Annotated in this window: 18 protein-coding genes; 4 read left to right on the plus strand and 14 right to left on the minus strand. The window is 33.1% G+C overall.

The features are described from left to right. Together JC605_RS05925 and JC605_RS05930 are read right to left on the minus strand one after the other, a co-directional pair. On the minus strand, nt 1-486 hold the full coding sequence (locus JC605_RS05925) for a lipocalin-like domain-containing protein (protein ID WP_198855306.1): 486 nt from the start codon (nt 484-486) through the stop codon (nt 1-3). Nucleotides 487-496: 10 nt separating this feature from the next. After that, nucleotides 497-1057: a short chain dehydrogenase gene (locus JC605_RS05930; protein ID WP_198855307.1), complete on the minus strand. Its 561-nt coding sequence runs from the start codon at nt 1055-1057 to the stop codon at nt 497-499. 95 nt (nt 1058-1152) lie between these two features. Here JC605_RS05930 and JC605_RS05935 point away from each other — a divergent pair, with 95 nt between their 5' ends. After that, nucleotides 1153-1995 (plus strand): AraC family transcriptional regulator, encoded by an 843-nt coding sequence (locus JC605_RS05935; RefSeq protein WP_198855308.1) that lies wholly within the window; start codon nt 1153-1155, stop codon nt 1993-1995. Nucleotides 1996-2011: 16 nt separating this feature from the next. Here the strand turns inward: JC605_RS05935 and JC605_RS05940 are convergent, their stop codons facing one another. The 8 genes from JC605_RS05940 to uvrC form a co-directional block, all read right to left on the minus strand. Continuing rightward, nucleotides 2012-2632: a hypothetical protein gene (locus JC605_RS05940; RefSeq protein ID WP_198855309.1), complete on the minus strand. Its 621-nt coding sequence runs from the start codon at nt 2630-2632 to the stop codon at nt 2012-2014. A 35-nt stretch (nt 2633-2667) separates the two neighbouring features. Beyond that, nucleotides 2668-3888: a peptidoglycan DD-metalloendopeptidase family protein gene (locus JC605_RS05945; protein ID WP_198855310.1), complete on the minus strand. Its 1221-nt coding sequence runs from the start codon at nt 3886-3888 to the stop codon at nt 2668-2670. Between the two features lie 25 nt (nt 3889-3913). Further along, nucleotides 3914-4855, minus strand: coding sequence for a tryptophan 2,3-dioxygenase family protein (locus JC605_RS05950; RefSeq protein WP_198855311.1), 942 nt, complete (start codon nt 4853-4855; stop codon nt 3914-3916). After that, the gene (locus tag JC605_RS05955; RefSeq protein WP_198855312.1) at nt 4855-5625 is read right to left on the minus strand and encodes a DUF3108 domain-containing protein; all 771 of its coding nucleotides are present in this window, start codon (nt 5623-5625) and stop codon (nt 4855-4857) included. The genes JC605_RS05950 and JC605_RS05955 overlap by 1 nt, the downstream gene beginning before the upstream one ends. A gap of 296 nt (nt 5626-5921) precedes the next feature. Then, nucleotides 5922-7082, minus strand: a complete 1161-nt coding sequence (gene hppD / locus JC605_RS05960) for a 4-hydroxyphenylpyruvate dioxygenase (protein WP_198855313.1) — start codon at nt 7080-7082, stop codon at nt 5922-5924. A gap of 170 nt (nt 7083-7252) precedes the next feature. Continuing rightward, nucleotides 7253-8410: a homogentisate 1,2-dioxygenase gene (locus tag JC605_RS05965; protein ID WP_198855314.1), complete on the minus strand. Its 1158-nt coding sequence runs from the start codon at nt 8408-8410 to the stop codon at nt 7253-7255. A gap of 318 nt (nt 8411-8728) precedes the next feature. Further along, nucleotides 8729-11023 carry a patatin-like phospholipase family protein gene (locus tag JC605_RS05970; protein WP_198855315.1) on the minus strand — a complete coding sequence of 765 codons (2295 nt, stop codon included), beginning with the start codon at nt 11021-11023 and terminating at the stop codon, nt 8729-8731. Nucleotides 11024-11030: 7 nt separating this feature from the next. Further along, on the minus strand, nt 11031-12824 hold the full coding sequence (gene uvrC, locus JC605_RS05975) for an excinuclease ABC subunit UvrC (protein WP_198855316.1): 1794 nt from the start codon (nt 12822-12824) through the stop codon (nt 11031-11033). Between the two features lie 135 nt (nt 12825-12959). Here uvrC and JC605_RS05980 point away from each other — a divergent pair, with 135 nt between their 5' ends. From JC605_RS05980 to JC605_RS05990, 3 genes are all read left to right on the plus strand, one after another. Continuing rightward, entirely contained in the window at nt 12960-13937 is a 978-nt protein-coding gene (locus JC605_RS05980) for a succinylglutamate desuccinylase/aspartoacylase family protein (protein ID WP_198855317.1), read from the plus strand. Next, nucleotides 13924-14493: a 5-formyltetrahydrofolate cyclo-ligase gene (locus JC605_RS05985; RefSeq protein ID WP_198855318.1), complete on the plus strand. Its 570-nt coding sequence runs from the start codon at nt 13924-13926 to the stop codon at nt 14491-14493. Before JC605_RS05980 ends, JC605_RS05985 begins: the two co-directional genes overlap by 14 nt. A 334-nt stretch (nt 14494-14827) precedes the next feature. Continuing rightward, entirely contained in the window at nt 14828-16375 is a 1548-nt protein-coding gene (locus JC605_RS05990; protein ID WP_198855319.1) for a VWA domain-containing protein, read from the plus strand. An 80-nt stretch (nt 16376-16455) separates the two neighbouring features. Here the strand turns inward: JC605_RS05990 and JC605_RS05995 are convergent, their stop codons facing one another. The 4 genes from JC605_RS05995 to JC605_RS06010 form a co-directional block, all read right to left on the minus strand. Next, nucleotides 16456-17202 carry a tetratricopeptide repeat protein gene (locus JC605_RS05995; protein WP_198855320.1) on the minus strand — a complete coding sequence of 249 codons (747 nt, stop codon included), beginning with the start codon at nt 17200-17202 and terminating at the stop codon, nt 16456-16458. A 10-nt stretch (nt 17203-17212) separates the two neighbouring features. Further along, a complete protein-coding gene (locus JC605_RS06000) occupies nt 17213-18958 on the minus strand; it encodes a BatD family protein (RefSeq protein ID WP_198855321.1) in 1746 nt (581 codons plus the stop codon). A gap of 99 nt (nt 18959-19057) precedes the next feature. Continuing rightward, nucleotides 19058-19822: a tetratricopeptide repeat protein gene (locus JC605_RS06005; RefSeq protein ID WP_198855322.1), complete on the minus strand. Its 765-nt coding sequence runs from the start codon at nt 19820-19822 to the stop codon at nt 19058-19060. Between the two features lie 152 nt (nt 19823-19974). After that, nucleotides 19975-21009 (minus strand): VWA domain-containing protein, encoded by a 1035-nt coding sequence (locus JC605_RS06010; RefSeq protein ID WP_198855323.1) that lies wholly within the window; start codon nt 21007-21009, stop codon nt 19975-19977. Between the last annotated feature and the right edge of the window lie 8 nt (nt 21010-21017).

The raw sequence follows: 21017 nt of genomic DNA on the forward strand, positions 1-21017 counted from the left end.
TCATAACTTTTTCCAGACAACTTCTGCTATCACCGATTTCCCACCTTGTGTAGTATTGGTTACAGAATATTTAAGTTCGTTATTTATAAAAGTGTATGATCTCTTTTGAATTGTTCCTTCCCAATTTGGAAACGATGCCGTTTTTATTGTAAAAGTTATAGTCTTATTTTTTTCGTCAATTTCATATTCGCCAAAATGTGAATTACTTCCTTGTACAATCGCAGCGTTTTCTTCGGGAGTGCATTTGTTTTTATCTCCTGAAATAATTTTGGATCTTTTGTCTTTGTAAATCTGAACTGAATAATTTCCTTTTTCATCAAAGAACAAAAAACCTCTCGGATTTACATCATAGGGAAGGTTTTTTGTTCCGTCAGTATTTGTGTTTTCTACTGAAACCAAAGTCCATGAACCTGAAAATTCAGATTTTTTTTGTGCATTAATTGAGTTTGCAATCAAAAGCAATATCATCACAATTGTATTTTTCATCTTTTAAAATTTAGTAGTTTACTTTAATGATTTCGCCATTTATAGATTTTTCAATGCTCTTTGCATAAGCGTTTATTAAATCTTCGCTCAGAATATCTGCAACTTTTGCTGGACTTATACCATTTAATCTAATTCCTCTTTCTAATTCTAGCGAAGCGGCGAGAACAAAACTATTGACTCCGCCATTTACAATCGCTTTGCTAATATTGTTCTTAACTGGTTTATCACCCATCTTTCCTGATGTAAGTGTAAATGATCCATTATCGTTTAGGTGTTTTTGTCCAATTAAAACCAGATTAATTTGCCCAAGTAATTTGTTTTGAATGCCAATGTTTAGTCTTTTTTCGTTAAGCGAAAGTAAATCTCCAGTGTAGCAGTCACCAGCAACACAAATACAAGCATCAATGTTTTTGACTTCTTCAAATAATTTTTCAATCGATTTTGAATCTGATAAGTCGATTCTGAAATCACCACTGTTTCTTCCAGCCGAAATTATTTCATGATTTTTTGCTAAAGCAGGATGCAGTATTTTACCAATTTCTCCATTTGCTCCAATTAAAAGTATTCTCATTTTGTCGATTTTTAGTTTGTTATCTGAAACAAAATTAAGTGGTTAGCAATCGTGAAAAATTGTACTTATTGGTACTAAAATTGTATTTTAGCATAATGACAAGCAAGAATTTATATCTTCCTTTTGAAGTTGATTTTAAAGAATTAGAACAGTTTCCGAAAACAATTCGGAGAAACAATTTCTTTGAATTGATTTATATTGTTGATGGAACAGGGGTTCAGATTATTAATGATAATAAATTTCAATATCGAATGGGAAATCTATTTCTTGTAACACCACAAGATGTGCATTCATTTGAAATTACAACGCCCACAAAATTCTTTTTTCTTAGATTTAATGAATATTATGTAAAAGCGAGTTCTCAAAATGGGCAATCTGAAGCTGTTCTGCGAATGGAATATATTCTTCAAAATGCAAGCCATCGCCCAGGTTGTATTTTAAAAAATCAAATTGATAAACCGTTAATTGCTTCATTAATAAAAAATATAATAAGTGAGCAAAACAATCAGCAGATTTACCATCAAAAAATTATTGAGCAGATTGTAAATACAATTATTACAATTGTTGCAAGAAACATTGCTTTGAAACTTCCTAAGAATATTAAAGAAACAACAGGAGAAATGGTTCTTGAAATTCTACATTATATTCAAGAGAACATCTGCAATCCAAAAGAATTAAAATCGGAAAAAATTAGCAGCCATTTTAATATCACGCTGAATTATTTGGGTAAATATTTTAAAAAGCAAACAGGAGAAACACTGCAAGAATACATTGCAAACTATAAATTGAGATTAATTGAAGCTAGACTTTTGAACAGTGATATGCGAATTAACGAAATCGCAGATGAATTAAATTTTTCTGATGAAAGTCATTTAAACAAAGTTTTTAGGAAACATAAGGGAATGAATCCTTCGGAGTTTAGAAAAAAATATTCCTAGTAATTCTAGAATTTAATTACCAGAATTTCCACCAAGGTTTTTTATTGATTTCTATAACTTTCTTCGAAACATCGACATCAATTCTTTTTGGAGATTCTGTTTTAATTTTAGAATCATCAAAAAATAACTGACCGTTTTCATCCATGCCAAGTGGAGATTTTGTTCTTTCTCTCCAATTTTCTGTTTGTAATTCAGGAATTAAGTCAGCATCGTTTTTTTCGCGAAAGCGTTTTTGAGCTTTTTCTATAATTTCTTCTTCTAAGTTCGAAGATGAATTTTTGAAAAGTGAAATCGAATTGTCTGGAATATTTAAAAGAAAGACTTGGGTTTTATCACCGATTTTCTGAATGTCCAATACTTTGAAATACGCAATCGAGTCTAAAAGAAAATGGCCAATTTTTGCTGAATCTGGATTGAATTTTGATAAATCTTTGGCGTGTGCACTTGCAATTAAATACCTAAAATTTCCTGAAAGTCCGCCACCAATTGAACTCATATCAGTAAATCCTTTTTCTTGAATAATCTGTCCGACTTTGTAATTTAAAATTAAACTTTCAGAAAGATTTGTGTCTCTGTAAAATAATTTTAAACCAGAAAAAGTTTCATGATACATGGTTTTAAGGCGTTCATTTTTCATGATTTTCGATTCAAAAAATTACAAAAAAGGATTTTTTATAAATTACCAATACTGTCCAACTCTCTTTTCAAAGGCTCAATCTGTGTCATAAAACGAGTTCTGTCATTTCCTGTAAGAGATTCTCCGGTTGGAAGATTTAAACGAAGTGCATCTACTTGAACTCCATTTTTCCAGAAACGATAACAAACGTGAGGGCCAGAAGCTAAACCTGTACTTCCTACCAAACCAATTGTCTGTCCTTGAGTAACGCGCTGTCCGCGGCGAACCAAGATTTTAGACATGTGTAAATATTGAGTAGAGTAGGTTCCGTTGTGTTTTACTTTTACAAAGTTTCCGTTTCCTGCCGTATATCCTGTCATTTCTACAACTCCAGATGCTGTTGTAGAAATTGGTGTTCCGGTTGGGGCAGCGTAATCGGTTCCTTTGTGTGCTTTCCAAGTATGCTGAACTGGATGAAATCTGTTCATTGTAAATCTTGAAGTGATTCTGCTGAATTTGATCGGAGTTTTCAGAAAGAAGTTTTTAAGTGTTCTTCCCTGATCGTCATAATATTCAATTTTTCCAGAAGTAGTATCTCTTTCAAAAGGAAAGGCATAAACGATTTTACCTTTATATTCAAAAAATGCCGCTTCAAGATTTTCAACTCCGTCGTACGTTTTTCCGTTAATAAATCGTTCAGTAAAAATTAATCCGTAACGATCTCCTTTTTTAAGCTTAAAGAAGTCAATAGACCAAGAAAAAACTTTTGTTATTCGACTTGCCAAAGCAGTTTCGACACTTTCGTTTCCTAAAGTTTCAGACAATGAACTTTTAAGAACGCCACCGATCATTTTTCTTTTTAAAGTAACGGGTTTTATTTTTTTGTATGCTTTTGCAATGCTATCTCTTAAGTCGATAACATAATAACTTAATGCGTCTGGCTGGTAAACAAAAACTTGAAGATTATTTGTTTTGTTTTTAGAGCGAAGTAAAGTAAAAGGTTTGCCGTAACGGATGCTTCTCACATTGAACGAATCTTTTACCTGTTCAACAATATCATGAACTTTTTTGTCTCCAATATTTTGGCTCTGAAGTATTGATCCAAAAGAGTCTCCTTTTGAAATAGTATCATTAACAACATTAAAATCTGCGTAATTAAAACCGAATTCTATTTTTTTGGTTGCTGGTTTAGTAATTTTGGTTTCTACTTTTTCTTCTGCTTTTTTACATGAAAAAATAGAAAACAAGACAATTAAAATTACGACTGCTTTTTTCAAACTTTATAAATTTTTTGTGGTGAAATTAGGCTTCAGTTTCATTTCCCCAATTGGACAATTCTTCTTCGGTCCACAATTTAGGAAAAAAGATGCGTCTTTGGTATTTTGGATGCATATATTTTTGCCAGTCACTTCCTCCTGTCGCTTCCCCATTGCCTTTTCCGCTTTCTAAAATATATTTTCTGGCAGTATTAAGGTGTTGCATTACCCAAGTAATATTTACCGTTTTGTCGTAATGGCGCATAGCATCAATCAGCGATGCATTTTGCTGATCTTCAATAGGTAATTGGATGAATTTTTGCCAAAGGTTTTTTGTTTTAAAAGAAGCCATTTGTCTTAAAAACGGTTCTTTGTACTTCTTTTCAAACTCATTAAGTAAATATGATTTTTCGCCAGTATGATAATCTTTCCCAGCAGCTTGCCAATAAAGATGTTCAAAGCTAGTTTCTAAGTCGGTGTTTTCGTCAAAATTTGCTTTATATCTGCGATCTGTTAAATTGATAACGTCGGTCGATGCAAATTCGATCATTCTATATTGTGCGCTCTGGAATCCGCTTGCTGGAGTAAGCGTATTTCTGAATTTCATGTATTGATCTACTTCCATACCATTTTCCATGATGCTGAAAGAGTTGGTAAGCATGTCGAAATATCTTGTGATCCTTGATAATCTTTCGCTGAAAAAATCTACTTGAATGTTTTCTGTTTCAGCAATCTGATCAATTTCCCACAGAATCATTTTAAAGATTAATTCGTTTACCTGATGGTACATGATAAAAACCATTTCGTCAGGAAGTGTGGTGCGCTGAATTTGTAAATTTAATAGGGCATCGGTTTGAATGTAATCCCAGTAAGTAATTGGTTTGGCCCAAAGCAATCCTTCTAACTGAACATCAGTTTTTTGATTTATGGCTTGAAATTTTAGGTCAATTTCTTTTAAAATTGCTTCAGAATGATCTGTAGGGTTCATTATTTTTTTGCTTTAAGTGGACTTTTCAATCCTTTATATTCATCAAGATCAGCCTTAAGAGATCCTACAGCTAAATCTGCTTTAATTCTAATTGGAACTTTATTTACATCGTCTGTGATCCAGAGTGTTAAGCTCTCTTTTTCTTTAAATACTCTACCTGTCTGTACCAATGGCTTAAAAACCATCGTAGAAACGGTACCAAATTTAGTCGTAATATCTTGACGACCTACATATTTTAACTTAAATTTTGTGATTTCATCATCAAAAAACATATCGATTGTGATGGCTTCTCCAGATTTGAGTTTGTCGATATTTGGGTGATTCCTCAAAAAGTAAAAAGCCGATACAATATCTTGTACTTCTTCTGAAACCATTATGGTTTTTTCTGATTTTCGTTTATAGTCTTTTACTAAAACTTTGTTTTCATTTTGATTAAAAAAACCTTCTTGATTTTTGGTATAACCGCCTTCGTCAATTTTTCTAACATAACGATATGGTTTTCCTGTCTCTTTGTCAAAATAGCTTTCGTATAAATCTTCTACTTTAAAGAAAAATTTAGACATTCCAGTTGTGTAACCTTTTCCGACAGAGTGATATACCTTTTTGTTGTTAATTGTGGCATCTTTGACTTCAAGTGTTGCATAACCGGCGTTTACAATTCCGTAATGTATTCTAAATTTGAAATATTCTCCAGTATCGAAAGCATCTTCTTTTTGAGGCGCGAATGAGAGTATCGTTAGTGCTAATATAGTGAGAATGAACTTTTTCATAGTATAATCTTTACGTTTATTATAAAGGTAGACAAATGCAAAATCTATTCCAAATGTACCAAAACAAAAAAACTCAGTCAAAGATGACTGAGTTTTTATGCTATTAACTAACCAAAAAACTATAAATTATGAAATTTATATCAATTCGGAAGGAAACCACCCCTTCCTGATTTGCGGTGCAAAGATAGATAGAAAGTTCAAAAATAAAATAGCAAAAGTCAAGTTTAACATAACATTTGCAAAAAAAGCATCGTTTTTTGGAGAATTATGCGGTTTTCTATATGAAAATTAACATTTTATAGCGTTCCTCTCAATTCTTGCTCTCTTTCGATAGACTCAAAAAGGGCTTTAAAGTTACCTGCACCGAATCCTTTTGCACCCATTCTTTGAATAATTTCGAAGAAAAGCGTCGGTCTGTCTTGAACAGGCTTCGTAAAAATCTGTAATAAGTATCCGTCTTCATCGGCATCGACCATGATCGCTAATTTTTCGATTTCGTTCAAATCTTCTTTCATCATATCCATATGAACACCTAATCTTTCAGGAATTGCTTCATAATAAGCATGAGGAGGAGCAGATAAAAATTCAACGCCGCGCGCTCTTAGCTGTGAGACAGTTTTAATAATGTCATCTGTTGCAATAGCAATATGTTGAATTCCAGGTCCGCCGTAAAAATCTAAATATTCTTCAATCTGAGATTTTTTCTTTCCTTCGGCTGGTTCGTTGATTGGAAATTTAATTCTTCCGTTTCCGTTAGACATTACCTTACTCATCAAAGCAGAATATTCTGTAGTAATTTGTTTGTCGTCAAAAGATAAGAAATTCACGAATCCCATAACTTCCTCGTAGAATTTTACCCAAGTATTCATTTCATTCCATCCTACATTTCCAACCATGTGGTCGATATATTTTAAACCAGTTGATTCTGGGTTAAAATCAGATTTCCATTCTTTGTAACCTGGCAAGAAAACACCATTATAGTTTTTTCTTTCTACAAAAATGTGAACCGTTTCTCCGTACGTGTAAATTCCAGAACGAACTACCTGACCAAATTCATCTTCTTCAACAGTTGGTTCCATAAAAGAACGAGCGCCACGTTTCATGGTTTCTTCGTAAGATTTTGTCGCATCTTCAACCCAAAGCGCTGCAACTTTTACTCCGTCACCGTGTTTTTTCAAATGTTCGTTAATTGGAGAATCAGCTGTTAAAGGCGTTGTCAAAACAATTCTGATTTTATCTTGCTTTAAAACATAAGATGCTCTGTCTTTTACTCCAGTTTCCAATCCAGCATAAGCCAAAGATTGATATCCAAATGCAGATTTATAGTAATGAGCTGCTTGTTTTGCATTACCTACATAAAATTCTACATAATCTGTTCCTAATAATGGAAGGAAATCTTGTGCTCCTTCAAATATTTTTTCTAATCCGTATTCTACTGATTTAACTTCTTTTGACATGATGTTTATTTGTTTAATCGGTTAATCGTTTAATTGATTTTTCCGAATGTTGTGTTTAGATTTTTTTTTAACCGCAAAGGCGCTAAGTAAATCGCAAAGTTCGCAAAGTTTATTATAGCGATCTTTGCGTAAAATCCTTGCGAACTTTGCGGTTAGATCGAAAGTGAAATTTATTCGCACCAAGATTTATAGTACTGACCATCATCGAGTCCCATAGCTTCTTCAGTAACCATTAATGGACGGAAAGTATCCACCATAACGGCTAATTCCTGAGTTTCTTTGTGACCGATACTGCGTTCCATTGCGCCTGGCGCTGGTCCGTGCGGAATTCCTTTTGGGTGTAAAGTGATATGACCTTGCTCAATATTATTACGGCTCATAAAATCGCCGTCAACATAATATAGTACTTCGTCAGAATCTATATTGCTGTGATTGTATGGCGCTGGAATAGCTTTTGGGTGATAATCGTAAAGTCTTGGGCAGAATGAACAAACTACAAAAGTAGCTGTTTCAAAAGTTTGATGTACTGGTGGCGGTTGGTGAACACGCCCAGTTATAGGTTCGAAATTATGAATTGAAAATCCGTATGGAAAATTGTAGCCGTCCCAGCCAACAACATCAAACGGATGTGTGGCATACACCACTTCATGAATCATTCCTTCTTTTTTGATTTTAATTAAAAAATCGCCTTTTTCCTCGTGCGTTTCCAATTCATTTGGCAAAATAAAATCACGCTCACAAAATGGAGAATGTTCTAAATGCTGGCCTGACTGATTTTTATAACGTTTTGGAGTATAAAAAGGAGAATAAGATTCTACGTAAAATAGTCGGTTATCTTCCGTTTCGAAATCAATCTGATAAATAATACCACGTGGAATAATCAAGTAATCGCCATATTCAAACGGAATATTTCCTAACATGGTTCTTAATTTTCCTTTTCCTCTGTGAATGAAAAGCATTTCATCGGCATCGGCATTTTTGTAGAAATAATTTCGAAGCGATTCTTTCGGCGCTGCCAAACCAATAATGCAGTCTTTATTGACTAACATTGCTTTTCGGCTGTCTAGAAAATCATTTTCAGGTTTTAATTCAAAACCTTTAAAGAGAAGTGATTTTATATTTTTTCCGATTGCAATTTTTGGTTCAACCGAATAAGAATTTAAAATTTCTTTAACCTGTGTTGGTCTGTGTACGTGATAAGATAGCGACGAATGTCCATGAAAACCTTCGGTTCCAAACAATTGTTCGTAGTAAAAACCGCCGTTTGGTTTTTCAAATTGGGTGTGTCGCTTTTGAGGAAAATCCCCAAGTTTATGATATAGTGGCATGGCTTTTTCAATTAGATAATTAGTAAATTAGATAATTCGAAAATTTGAATTGCAGAGATAATAACCAGTTCAATTTTTGCAATTGACTGATTATTTCAATTCGATAGAGCCATTACTCAGGATTTCTCTTGATGAGGAATTGAAGATACTCTAATAAACCTGTCCAATTTGTTTTCATTATAACAAATGTCGTAATTTTTTCGAAGTAAAAATAAAAATTATATTATTTATAACTATAAAATAACTTAGTTTTTTTGATATAATTTTTATGATGTAAAAAAAAAGGCAGAATTTATTGAAGTATTCTCGATTATAGTACTAAAATTGAAACCCAATACTAAACCATGTATAACTTTTTGACATTTCTGGAGACCAAGATTGTTTTACTTCTATAGGACCAATAATGGTTTCTAGACCGTAACCAACTGCGTATCCTGTGTACTTTGGCATAGAAACCCAATCTACAGAAGAAAAAATATCATCTCCTAAGTTGGCAAAATTAGCAGATAAATTGATGTGATTTTTTTTGAAGATTTCATAATCAATATTAATATCCGTTTTAATATAGCTGTTGCCAGCAATACTTAGAAAATCGTATCCGTAGAAATAATTGAAATTGTTTATTTTGTTGTAACCATAACCTCCAAATATAAAGTCAAAAAACGGAACGCTATCGCTACCAATATTAAATCCAGCATCGAATCCAAATTTTATGGTTGCTTTTCTAAATAGTGGTCTAGCAATTGCTACTTCGGCTTTTGCAATCGAAAAAGGTTTAAATTGCTTCGTATAATCTGATGATGCCATATAAGTTTGCAAATCTGTAGAAAAATATAATCCAGAACTTGGGTAATATTTTTCGTCTAGCGAATCGTATTTTAGATAAGCAAAGGCGCTAACATAATTGCTTTTTTCAATTGTGTTATCTTCATTTGTAAGTGTTGGTGAGTTAATTTTTAGATACTTATATTCTAAACCACCACCCATTAAAAACTTCTGTACAAAAATAGTCTGGAAATAAGCCTGATTGGTAATATCCATGAAGTCAACATTAATAAGGTTGACATTTGGAGTCTCTTTAAGAACGCTACTCAAACTCGTAGTCACATTTCGATTAAATTGATTTAATCTAGAACGGAAACCAAAACTGATATTAAAACCATTTTCGACATAATAATTAAAATCGTATCTGAAATTATCGCCTAAAATGATATCAAGAGAAGTAACATCGTTTTTTAAAAAAGTCTTTTTATGGGTTAGATTTAATAAAACAGCACTTTTGTAAAGACCATCATAATGAAGCCCAAGTTTTAGATAAGTTTGAGTTGGGTTTTCCTTTAAAACCAAATCAAGATCGTCTTTATCTCCATTTGGCTGAAGACAATAGGAGATTGTGCTAAAGTTTTGTGTCGCATTCAAGTTGTTTATTCCTGTTTTAAGACCATCGTAAGTTATGGTGCTTTCAGGTTTGAAACGAAGTTTACCACGAATATATTCTTTAGTATAATTTTCTAATTTATCTGTATTTATTTTTTGAATATGAAGTGTATCAGTTGCAACTTTCAGTTTTGGTTTTTTATAAAAGTTATTTTCATCGCTTAATGCCTTAATTTTTTCGTAAACGGCAAAAGCAGCTTCTTCTCCTTTTCTGATAATTTCTTCTCCTCGGTCAAACGAAATAACACCAAAATCACGAATATCGGGTCTGATATAAATATCGGTGTCTTTTATTTTGCTTTTCATTTTGTCAATAGACTGTAGATTGGTAATCTGAACTAAGATTCTGGTCGCATTTTTCAGATTTTTTCTTTTCAGCAAATCATCCTGAACATCAACGCCAATAATAATATCGGCACCAAGTTTTCGAACTTCTTGAATAGGATAATTATTTACAACTCCTCCATCAACCAACAAATTTCCGTCAATTTCAACTGGCGTAAATAAGGAAGGAAAAGCCGAACTAGCCATCATGGCCTGAACGAGATTTCCTTTATTTAATAAAACTTCTTCACCTGTTTCGATATTCGTTCCAATACATAAAAAAGGAGTCGGCAGTTGATTAAAATCGCGAACATGACGCACGTTTCTGGTTAAACTGCTCAATAAATTGTAATTGTACATTCCTTTTGAAAGCGCTTCTGGAATGCCGACTCTAAAATTGCTGAAAGGCAAAACAACAGCATACAATTCGTCATTCTTCTTACCGTAAAAATTCTTAGAAGAACGCGGAATATAGTCGTTTATTAATTCGTCAAAATTGGTTTGTTTGAAAATAGAGTCGATTTGAGAAGCGTTGTAACCAGAAGCATAAAGCCCGCCAATTACAGATCCCATACTGGTTCCGCCAATATAATCAATTTTGATTCCAGCTTCTTCCAAAACTTTCAAAACTCCAATATGCGCAAAACCTTTGGCGCCACCGCCACTTAGAACCAATCCTATTTTGGGTCTTTTGACACTGTCTTTTTTTATTTCTTGAGAAAATGATTTTGACGAAAAGAAAAATGCCGTTAAAAAAACGAATATAAATACGCGCCAAGAAACTCTTTTTTCGAATTTAGTTAAAATTCCTTTTGACCAAATATTTGAAATGTATAATTGGGATGGACGCATATAATGTTTAGTTGGTTTTGTAAAAGTCGACAATTTTTTTTGCTTTGGAAGCACCTATAACTTCTGAAATTTCTTTTTCTGTAGCTAATTTTAATCTTTTAACACTTTTGAAATGTTGTATTAATGCAAGCATGGTTTTTTCTCCAATTCCCGGAATGCTTTCTACAGAAGAATTAAGTGCAGATTTGCTTCGTTTGTCTCTATGGAAAGTGATTCCAAATCGATGCGCCTCGTTTCTTAAATGCTGAATCACTTTTAAAGTTTCTGATTTTTTATCTAAATATAACGGAATCGAATCTCCAGGATAGAAAAGCTCTTCCAGACGTTTTGCAATTCCGATAATAGCAACTTTTCCTCTTAATCCTAAATCGTCAATACTTTTTAATGCTGCCGAAAGTTGTCCTTTTCCACCATCGATAATAATCAATTGCGGTAGAGGTTCGTTTTCATCCAATAATCTTTTATAACGGCGGTACACGATTTCGGTCATAGAAGCAAAATCGTTCGGGCCTTCAACCGTTTTGACATTAAAATGGCGATAATCTTTTTTACTTGGTTTTCCGTCTTTAAAAACTACACAAGCCGCAACAGGATTTGTTCCTTGAATGTTTGAGTTATCAAAACATTCGATATGTCGAGGTTCAGAAGGAAGACGTAAATCTTTCTGCATCTGAGCCATAATTCTATTCACATGTCGATCGGGATCTACAATTTGCAACTGTTTCAATTGTTCGATTCGGTAGAATTTCGCATTTCGAATAGATAAATCTAGAATTTGCTTTTTGTCTCCAAGTTGCGGAACAGTTACTTTAATGTTTTCGCCCAAATCCATTTCAAAAGGAACAATAATTTCTTTAGATAATAATTGAAAACGCTCGCGAAGTTCTACAATGGCCAATTCTAATAATTCTTCATCACTTTCGTCTAGTTTTTTCTTCATTTCTAAAGTATGCGAACGAATAATTGAACCATGTGAAATTTGTAGAAAGTTGACATAAGCCGCACTTTCGTCAGAAACAATGGAGAAAACATCAATGTTGGTAATCTTCGGATTGATAATGGTAGATCTAGATTGATAGTTTTCTAGTACTTCAATCTTTTCTTTTATTTTCTGCGCTTCTTCAAATTGTAAATTTTGCGCATAAGTATTCATCAATTTCTTGAAATCCTTTAAACTTTCTTTGAAATTTCCTTTCAGGATTTCGCGAATAGCATTGACTTGTCTTTGGTATTCTTCCAAAGGTTCCAAACCTTCGCAAGGGCCTTTACAATTGCCAATATGATATTCCAGACAAACTTTAAATTTTCCTGAATTAATGTTTGATTGGCTCAAGTCATAATTACAGGTTCTAAGTGGATATAATTCTTTAATTAAATCCAAAATAGTATGCACTGTTTTGAAACTGGTATATGGACCAAAATATTCAGAGCCATCTTTGACCATGTTTCGAGTTGAAAATATTCTCGAAAAAGGTTCTTTTTTAATACAGATCCAAGGATATGTTTTGTCATCGCGAAGCAAAACATTGTACCTCGGCTGAAGTGTTTTAATTAAATTGTTTTCTAATAAAAGCGCATCGGTTTCGGTTGGAACTACGATGTGTTTTATGGTCACGATTTTTTTTACCAGAACGTTGGTTTTGGTAGTATCGTGAATTTTATTGAAATAGGATGAAACCCTTTTTTTTAAATTTTTGGCTTTTCCGACATACAAGATTTTCCCGTCTTTATCATAATATTGATACACGCCTGGGTTATCAGGCAAGGTTAAAATTTGAAGATCTAAGGTCGATTTTTGCATTCTATTGTATTTCTGAAGATGTTCGAGAAGCTTTTCAAAAACCATTCCGATTTCTAAAAGAAGCTTAACATTGAATTAGTTTCAAATTTACGAAATCAAAAGAATAATTTCTATATTTAGATTTTATAATTCTACATGAAAAATAGTACTCCATTGGTTATTTTTGGCGAATCGATTTTGCCGGGAGAACACAGAACCATAAACGTCGAAATTGCCCGACTGCATACTACAACCAAGTTGAATATTCCTGTTATTGTGCGCCGTTCTAAGCATGAAGGACCAACTGTTTTATTTTCGGCAGGAATTCATGGTGACGAAATTAACGGTGTCGAAATTGTTCGTCAGATCATTAGTAAAAAAATAAACAGACCAGCTCGAGGCACAATAATTTGCATTCCAGTTATCAATATGTATGGTTTTGTGAACAAGTCTCGAGAATTTCCAGATGGTCGCGATTTGAATCGTGTTTTTCCAGGAAGTAAAAAAGGTTCTCTGGCAAGTAGATTTGCTTATCATATTGTCGAAGAAATTTTGCCAATTTTAGATTATGCTGTCGATTTTCATGCAGGTGGCGCGAGCCGATTCAATGCTCCACAAATTAGAATTACCGAAAACAATCCTGAATTGAAAGTTTTGGCAGATGTTTTTAATGCTCCTTTTACACTTTATTCTAAAAATATAAATGGTTCTTTTAGAAAAACTTCTGAAAGTGCCAATGTAAAAATGCTTCTTTTTGAGGGAGGAAAATCGTTAGATATCAATAACGAAATCGCAAATCAAGGTGTGTTAGGAACAAAGCGTTTGCTTGATTATTTAGGAATGCTAGATTCTAAACAAATTGTTGAGCGAGCATTAACACCATCAATTTATATTAAACAATCGGTTTGGCTTCGTGCAAAATGTTCGGGTTTGCTGCACGATTTTAATCTGGTTGGAAAATTTGTAACCAAAGGCACTATCTTAGCCATTATTACAGATCCGTTTGGAAAATTTGAACAAAAAGTCAAAGCTCCTCATGATGGTTATGTAATTAATGCCAATCATTCGCCAATTGCTTACGAAGGCGATGCTATTTATCATTTATCTAAAATTCCAGACAATGCCGACGAGTAAAAAAGAACTTCGAATAGAACATAAAAATTTTAGAAAAAAACTTTCTTTTGATGAAGTAGAAGAGAAGAGTTTGGCGATTGCAAACCAATTGATTCAAATGCCAATTTGGGATAAAATTTATTATCATGTTTTTCTCCCAATTGAAGAACAAAAAGAAGTCAATACCGAATACGTTTTACATTTGCTTTCTGGCAAAGACAAAGAAATTTTAGTTTCTAAAAGTGATTTCGAAACCAGAAAAATGATGCATTTTCTATTGACTGATAATACCAAAATCAAAAAGAACGAATACAATATTCCAGAGCCTGTTGACGGAATTGAAGTGCCTTCTTCTAAAGTTGAAGTAGTTTTTGTACCGCTTTTGGCTTTTGATGTTTTTGGAAATCGAATTGGTTACGGAAAAGGTTTCTACGATAAATTCCTTGCCGAATGTAAACCAGAGACCTTAAAAATCGGACTTTCTTTCTTTGAAGCCGTAAATCAGATTGATGATGTTTTTGAATCTGATATCAAATTGGATTATTGCGTTACGCCAGAGAAAATTTATACATTTTAATTTTACATCGCATATTCTGTAAAGAAGCACAGCAGTGCGTCTAACACATTGAATATAAATTTTTGCCACAGATTAAATGATTTCAAAAGATTAATCTATTTTAATCCTTTAATCTGTGGCAAAAAAAATTTCGCATCCACAAAAAATATTTCACATTAAATCCCTTTAAAAATCAGGGTTTCTGATTTTATTTTCAAGTAAGAAAAATAATTGTAATTTTTTTGGCACGATTTTGCATACTCGAAAATTGCAAATAATCGTCTCTAGTACATCCGGAATGCTAGTCCTTATTTGAAGCCAATAACCTATTTATTAATTTTAAAAAATTTACTTTATGAGAAATTTTAATTTCTTTATGATGGCATTCCTTGTACTTACTATTTTCAGCTGTAAGAAAGCATATGCACCAGACGCGAGTTATGAAACAGCAGACATGGCTGTTGCAGTTACCGACGAAGTTCCAGAAGAAAATTATACAGATCCAAACACAGAAAGTTACGCAGGATTAGAAGAAAATCCGTTTGAATCTCCACTAAAAACTCCACTTTCTACTTTTTCTATCGATGTTGATAATGCATCATACACTAATATTCGCCGATTTATAAATGAAGGACAAAAAGTTCCTAAAGACGCTGTTCGTGTTGAGGAGATGATCAATTTCTTTAAATACAAATATCCGCAACCAGAAGGACAACATCCATTTTCTATAAACACAGAATACAGCGATTGTCCTTGGAATAAAAACAGCAGACTATTAAAGATTGGTTTGCAGGGAAAAAACATTCCAATGGCAAATTTGCCAGCTTCTAATCTGGTTTTTTTAGTTGATGTTTCGGGTTCGATGGACGAGCAGAATAAATTGCCTTTGCTAAAAGAATCGATGAAGATTTTGGTAAAAGAACTTAGAAGTATCGATAAAGTTTCGATTGTGGTTTATGCAGGATCTGCGGGAGTGGTTTTAGAACCAACTTCTGGAGATAACAAAGATGAAATTATCGATGCTTTTGACGATTTACACGCAGGAGGAAGCACAGCAGGAGGAGAAGGAATTGAATTAGCCTATAAACTAGCACAGCAAAATTTTATTAAAGAAGGTAATAATAGGGTAGTGATAGCTACTGATGGTGATTTTAATGTTGGCGCGTCATCAGATGATGATATGTTGAAATTGATTGAGCAAAAAAGAGAATCTGGTGTTTTCTTAACTGTTCTTGGTTTTGGAATGGGAAATTATAAAGATTCTAAAATGGAAATTTTAGCTGATAAAGGAAATGGAAATTATGCTTATATCGATAACATTCAAGAGGCAAATCGTTTTCTTGGAAAAGAATTTAAAGGTTCTATGTTTGCTATCGTGAAAGATGTAAAAATCCAAATTGAGTTTAATCCAAGCCATGTTCAAGCTTATCGATTGATTGGTTATGAAAATCGAAAATTAAATGCTGAAGATTTTAAAAATGATAAAATAGATGCAGGTGAATTAGGCAGCGGGCATTCAGTTACTGCTCTTTATGAGATTGTTCCGACTGGAGTAGAAAGCAATTACGTTCCTTCAGATTTAAAATACACTAAAACAGATAAAGTAACTGGAAATCATAGTGATGAGTTAGCAACTGTAAAATTTAGATATAAAAAACCTGATGGCAATAATAGTATTGAAATAGTAAATGTGATTGCAGATAGAAAAACAGACATAGAAAATAGCTCTCCAGATTTTAAATTTGCAACTGCTGTTTCTTGGTTCGGATTAAAACTGCGTGATTCAAAATATATTGCAAACAGTTCAAGTTCGGATATAAAAAGATTAGCAAAATCTGGTTTGTCAAATGACGAAGAAGGGTACAGATCTGAATTTGTGCGATTGATCGATGCAGTGAATTAATCATTAAATTCTAAAACATAAAAATCCCAAATTCCAGCAAGATTGGAATTTGGGATTTTTACAATTAATATTTTTTAAACTTATTTTACTTCTTTGATAGTCGAAGAATCGATCCAACCTTGGGTTCCATCTGTCAATTCGATTTTTTTCCAGCCAGCAATACTTTCCAGTACGTAAACTTTTGCTCCTTCATGCAATAAAATAATTCCATTTGAAGATTTTTTTGGTTCATGTCTCACTTGGCTTAATTCAGAAAAAACAATGGCAACACGGTCATTTTCAAAATGATTTTTTTCAGACATTCCAGCAGAAATACTTAAAGCAAAAGCAATTAAAACAATAAACATTCCAACAAAATAAATTCTTTTTGCAAGTGTAGCGTTTGAGAAATAATAACCTATAAAACTCAATAAGAACGCAAAACCAAGCGCAACAGAAATTTTAGCCCAAGTATTATAATCAAAAATAGAAGTAAAGTTCTGAATTAGTTTTGCAAAACCTACTTTTGGAACTTCCTTAATTTCGTCAATCGTCAGTTTCTTAGCAAACTTTAAATTGTTTAAAGTCTCTGGATCATTTGGTTTAAGAACCAAAGCCTTTTCATAATTGTAAATCGAAGGCGCAACTTGATTTAGTTTGTAATAACAATTTCCCAAATTAAAATATAATTCGGCAGAATGTAATTTGTCTTCCGTTACAATGTTCTCATAAACCTGTGCAGCTTCTTTGTATTGTCCTTTTTGGTACAATGCATTGGCCGATTCAAAGCGTCCTTGCGCAAAGAAAACCTGCGAGATTAATAAAAAGATATATAGTATGTTTTTCATCTTATTTTGTTTAAACAATCTGTTTTTCTAATTCAGAAATAATCATAACAGCTTTATCATAATCTTGCTGAATTGAAGCGCTCGACGCCGGTGCATAACGAGCAAATTCACAGTTTTCAGTCAGAGCAATAAAATTATGAACCGTTTCGGCATTTGCATTTCTAGACAGCAGTAATTCTCTGATATTGTCTTTACTCATTTCTGAAGTTTCAATGTGCAGTTTTGCTTTCAAGAAATTATGCATAGCTTTTTCTAATGCGATATAGAAAGGCTCTTTGTTATTAAGATGTTTTTTGGCTTGCGATAAATATTTCTTCGCTAGCTTATTGTTCATTCTAATTCTATTTCCAGTAACATCATTATCCATAGCTTCTTTTTTCTTTCTAGCTAAAATGATAATCGGAATAATGATAAACGGTGCAAACAACAACCCTAAATACAAACTTGAATCGTAAAAATCATGTTTAATAATAGGAATTAGTACTGTTTTAGATTTAATATTCTTGAATTGATCTGTTATTGCCACAGTATTTTTAGAAGCCGATCCTGTATTTGCTTCTGCTGGCGTTGGTCCGTCCAGAACATCAATCATAATTTCTTTCGAAGTAATGGTTTTATAAGTGCCAGTGCTTAAATCGAAATACGAAAATTGCATTGGTTTTATAGCATATTTTCCTCGGTATTGCGGTACAATAGTATATTTGTCTGTGACTCTTCCAGACATACCACTTAGAGATGTAGTTACTTGTTCGTCGTGAACAGGATCGTACATTTCTAATGCATTTGGAACAACTGGTTTTGGAAGTGTAAATAACTTCATATTTCCAGTTCCCTGCGCACTTACGATTAAGTCAAGACCTTCACCGTTTTTAAGTGTTGTTTTTGAAGGCGTAACAGTAAAGTTCAATCTTCCGACAGCACCAGTAAAACCTTCTGGTTTTGTGCTTTCAGGAAGTGGTCTTACATTAATTGTTTTTGCTCCAGCAGAAACCACTTTATTGTCTTCCGTAATAATCATTTGGCCAAACATATCGCGACGATTTGTTGGTAATTGCACACCAATATCTAGTGAAAGAGGCTCAATTGTAAGTTTTCCTGATTTTTGTGGATATAAAATGGTCTTTTTCAGAATAACATAATAACATTTTTGGCCTTGAAAATTTCCTTCTTCAATTGCCAATTGTTTGATGTCAATGTTCTGATTCCAGAAATCATTGTATTTAGGTTTTGCCAATTCTTTAAAACCAGTAACACCAATGTTATTGAAATACAGTTTGTAAACCGCTGTAATTGGCTCGTTTAAGTAAGGGTTTGTTTTTGAAATTTCAGCAACAAGAGTCAGTAATTCATTTCCAGATCCAGGAGGTCTGTCATTTGGATCTCTTTCTTGAGCCACAGCATTGGTTACCGTAACCTTTATCGGATTCGTTTTGTAAATCTGACCATTAAATTCTATTGCAGCCTGTTTAATTGTAACAATTCCCTTTTTTTCAGGCTGTATGATATAAGAATATATTTTTTGAAAAGAGCTTCGGCCATTTATCCAAGACTGACTAATTTGTTGGCTTGGCCCAGCAACCATTCTAAATCCCTCAAAAGAAGGCTGTTCGAAATTATCTCCGTCAACATTCATGATGAAATCTACACGAAGCCTTTCGTTTATTCCAAGTGTGTTTTTACTGACTCTGGCTTCAAATTGCACCTGAGCCATTAGTCCTTGAAAAGTGAGTAGAAATAGAATTAAATATCTTTTCATTACTTGTTTAATCGTTGTTTATTTTAACTGTTTAATCGTTTAGCCGTTTTTGAATATTTCTTGTAATAAACAATTAACGACTAAACGATTTAAATTATTTTACCAGTCTTTTTCTGTTTTCTTAGGATTAGTTTTTACTTTTTGAGCGTTTACTTTGTCTTGAATTTTCTTTTCTTCATTGTTTACCGCATCTAACAAATTCTGAACACGCTCTTTTGATATTCCTCCAGGTTGTGGTTTTGGCTCTCCTTGATTGTCAGACTTGTCATCTTTCTTTGGATCGTTTTTACCATCTTTTTTGTCTTTATCCTGGTCGCCTTTATCGTCTTTTTTATCCTTGTCTTTGTCTTTATTGTTGTCCTTGTTCTTGTCTTTGTTTTTATCCTTATCCTTGTCTTTGTCCTTGTTTTTATCTTTATTCTGATCGTTTTTAGGAGGATTCTCTTTTAGCTTTTGTTTGGCGTAAGCATAGTTGTAGCGTGTTTCTTCATCTGTTGGATCGTTACGAAGTGCTTGTTTGTAAGCTTCAACGGCTTGAGTATAATCTTTCTCTTTCATGAAAACGTTACCAAGGTTATGATAAGCTTTATGTTTCTCAGGCTTTGTTTTAGCATTTTTTATTGCTTTCGCGTAAGCATATTTAGCTTCCGAAACCTGATTTTGTCTATAAATAGTATTACCTAAATTATAAGGTGCTGTTGATCGTTTCGGAAATTTAGATTCCGAAATTCTATAGTTTGCCTCAGCATCAATAAATTTATTCTGTTTATATTCTTCATTACCAGTAGGCAACGTTTTGTCTTTTTCTTGAGCAGAAACTGCAAAAGAAACGGTTAGTAAAATATAAAGGAGTAAATTTTTCATTCTAATTTTGTTTTTTTTCGCCACGAATTTGCTTCGCCTGTTCACTATCGTTCGGGTCACAAATTGGCACTAATTTTTTTATTTCTTTTTGAATTTCACAAATTAAATAATTTGTTATCCGTGTAAATTCGAGCAATTAGTGGCTAACTTTTTTATTTCTTTTCATTAAATAAATCCAACTCTTTGATCCAGCTTGTTTTTCTTTCTAATAAGAAAATGTCTAGGAAAAGCAATAAAAATGCAAACCCGATAAACCATTGAAACTGCGATTGAAATTCGGCCATTTGCGTAGCTTCAAATTCTGTTTTTTGGATATTGTTTAAAGCATTTTTTACGTATTCTAAAACTTCTTTTGTGCTTCCGCCGTAAACATAGCCACCTTTTGTTGCTTTTGCAATTGTTTTTAAACCTTCTTGATTTAATTTGGTAATTACAGTTTCTCCGTTTTGATCTTTTTGATATCCTCTAACAACACCATTTTCTTTTAAAGGAATTGTACCTCCTTTTTCTGTACCAACACCAATAGTGATGATTTTCATTCCTAATTTATTCGCTTCTTCTGCCGCAGCAGCTGCACCTTCAGAATGATCTTCACCGTCAGAAATCAGGATTAATAGTTTGCTTGTTTTGCTTTTTTCGTCAAAATATGTCGAAGACAGTTTAATTGCTTCGTCCAGAGATGTTCCTTGAGACGAAACCATTCCTGGGCTCATACTCTGCAAAAACATTTTTGCAACGCTATAGTCTGATGTAATTGGCAAAACTGGGAAAGCGCTTCCTGCGTAAGCTACGATTCCAATTCTATCGCTTCCTAAATTATTGATAATCTGAGAAACCAACTGTTTACTTTTATCTAAACGACTAGGAACAACGTCTTCTGCAAGCATACTTTTAGAAACGTCTACAGCAAAAACAATATCGATACCTTCTCGTTTTACGGTCTCCATTTTGGTTCCGATCTTCGGATTTACCAAACCAATAATCAAACAAGTAAGCGCCAAAAGAATCACTACGATTTTTAGAACAGGTTTAAAAACCGATTTCTCAGGGCTCAATCTTTTTACCATTTCCAAATCACCAAATTCGCGTTGCGTTCTTCTTTTCCAATACATATTGAAAAGGAAAATACATACCACAATTGGGATAAGTAATAAGAGATATAAATATTTTTTTTCGTCTAATTCCATAAATGTTT

The organism is Flavobacterium sp. IB48, assembly GCF_016405855.1.
Lineage (GTDB): Bacteria > Bacteroidota > Bacteroidia > Flavobacteriales > Flavobacteriaceae > Flavobacterium > Flavobacterium ginsengisoli.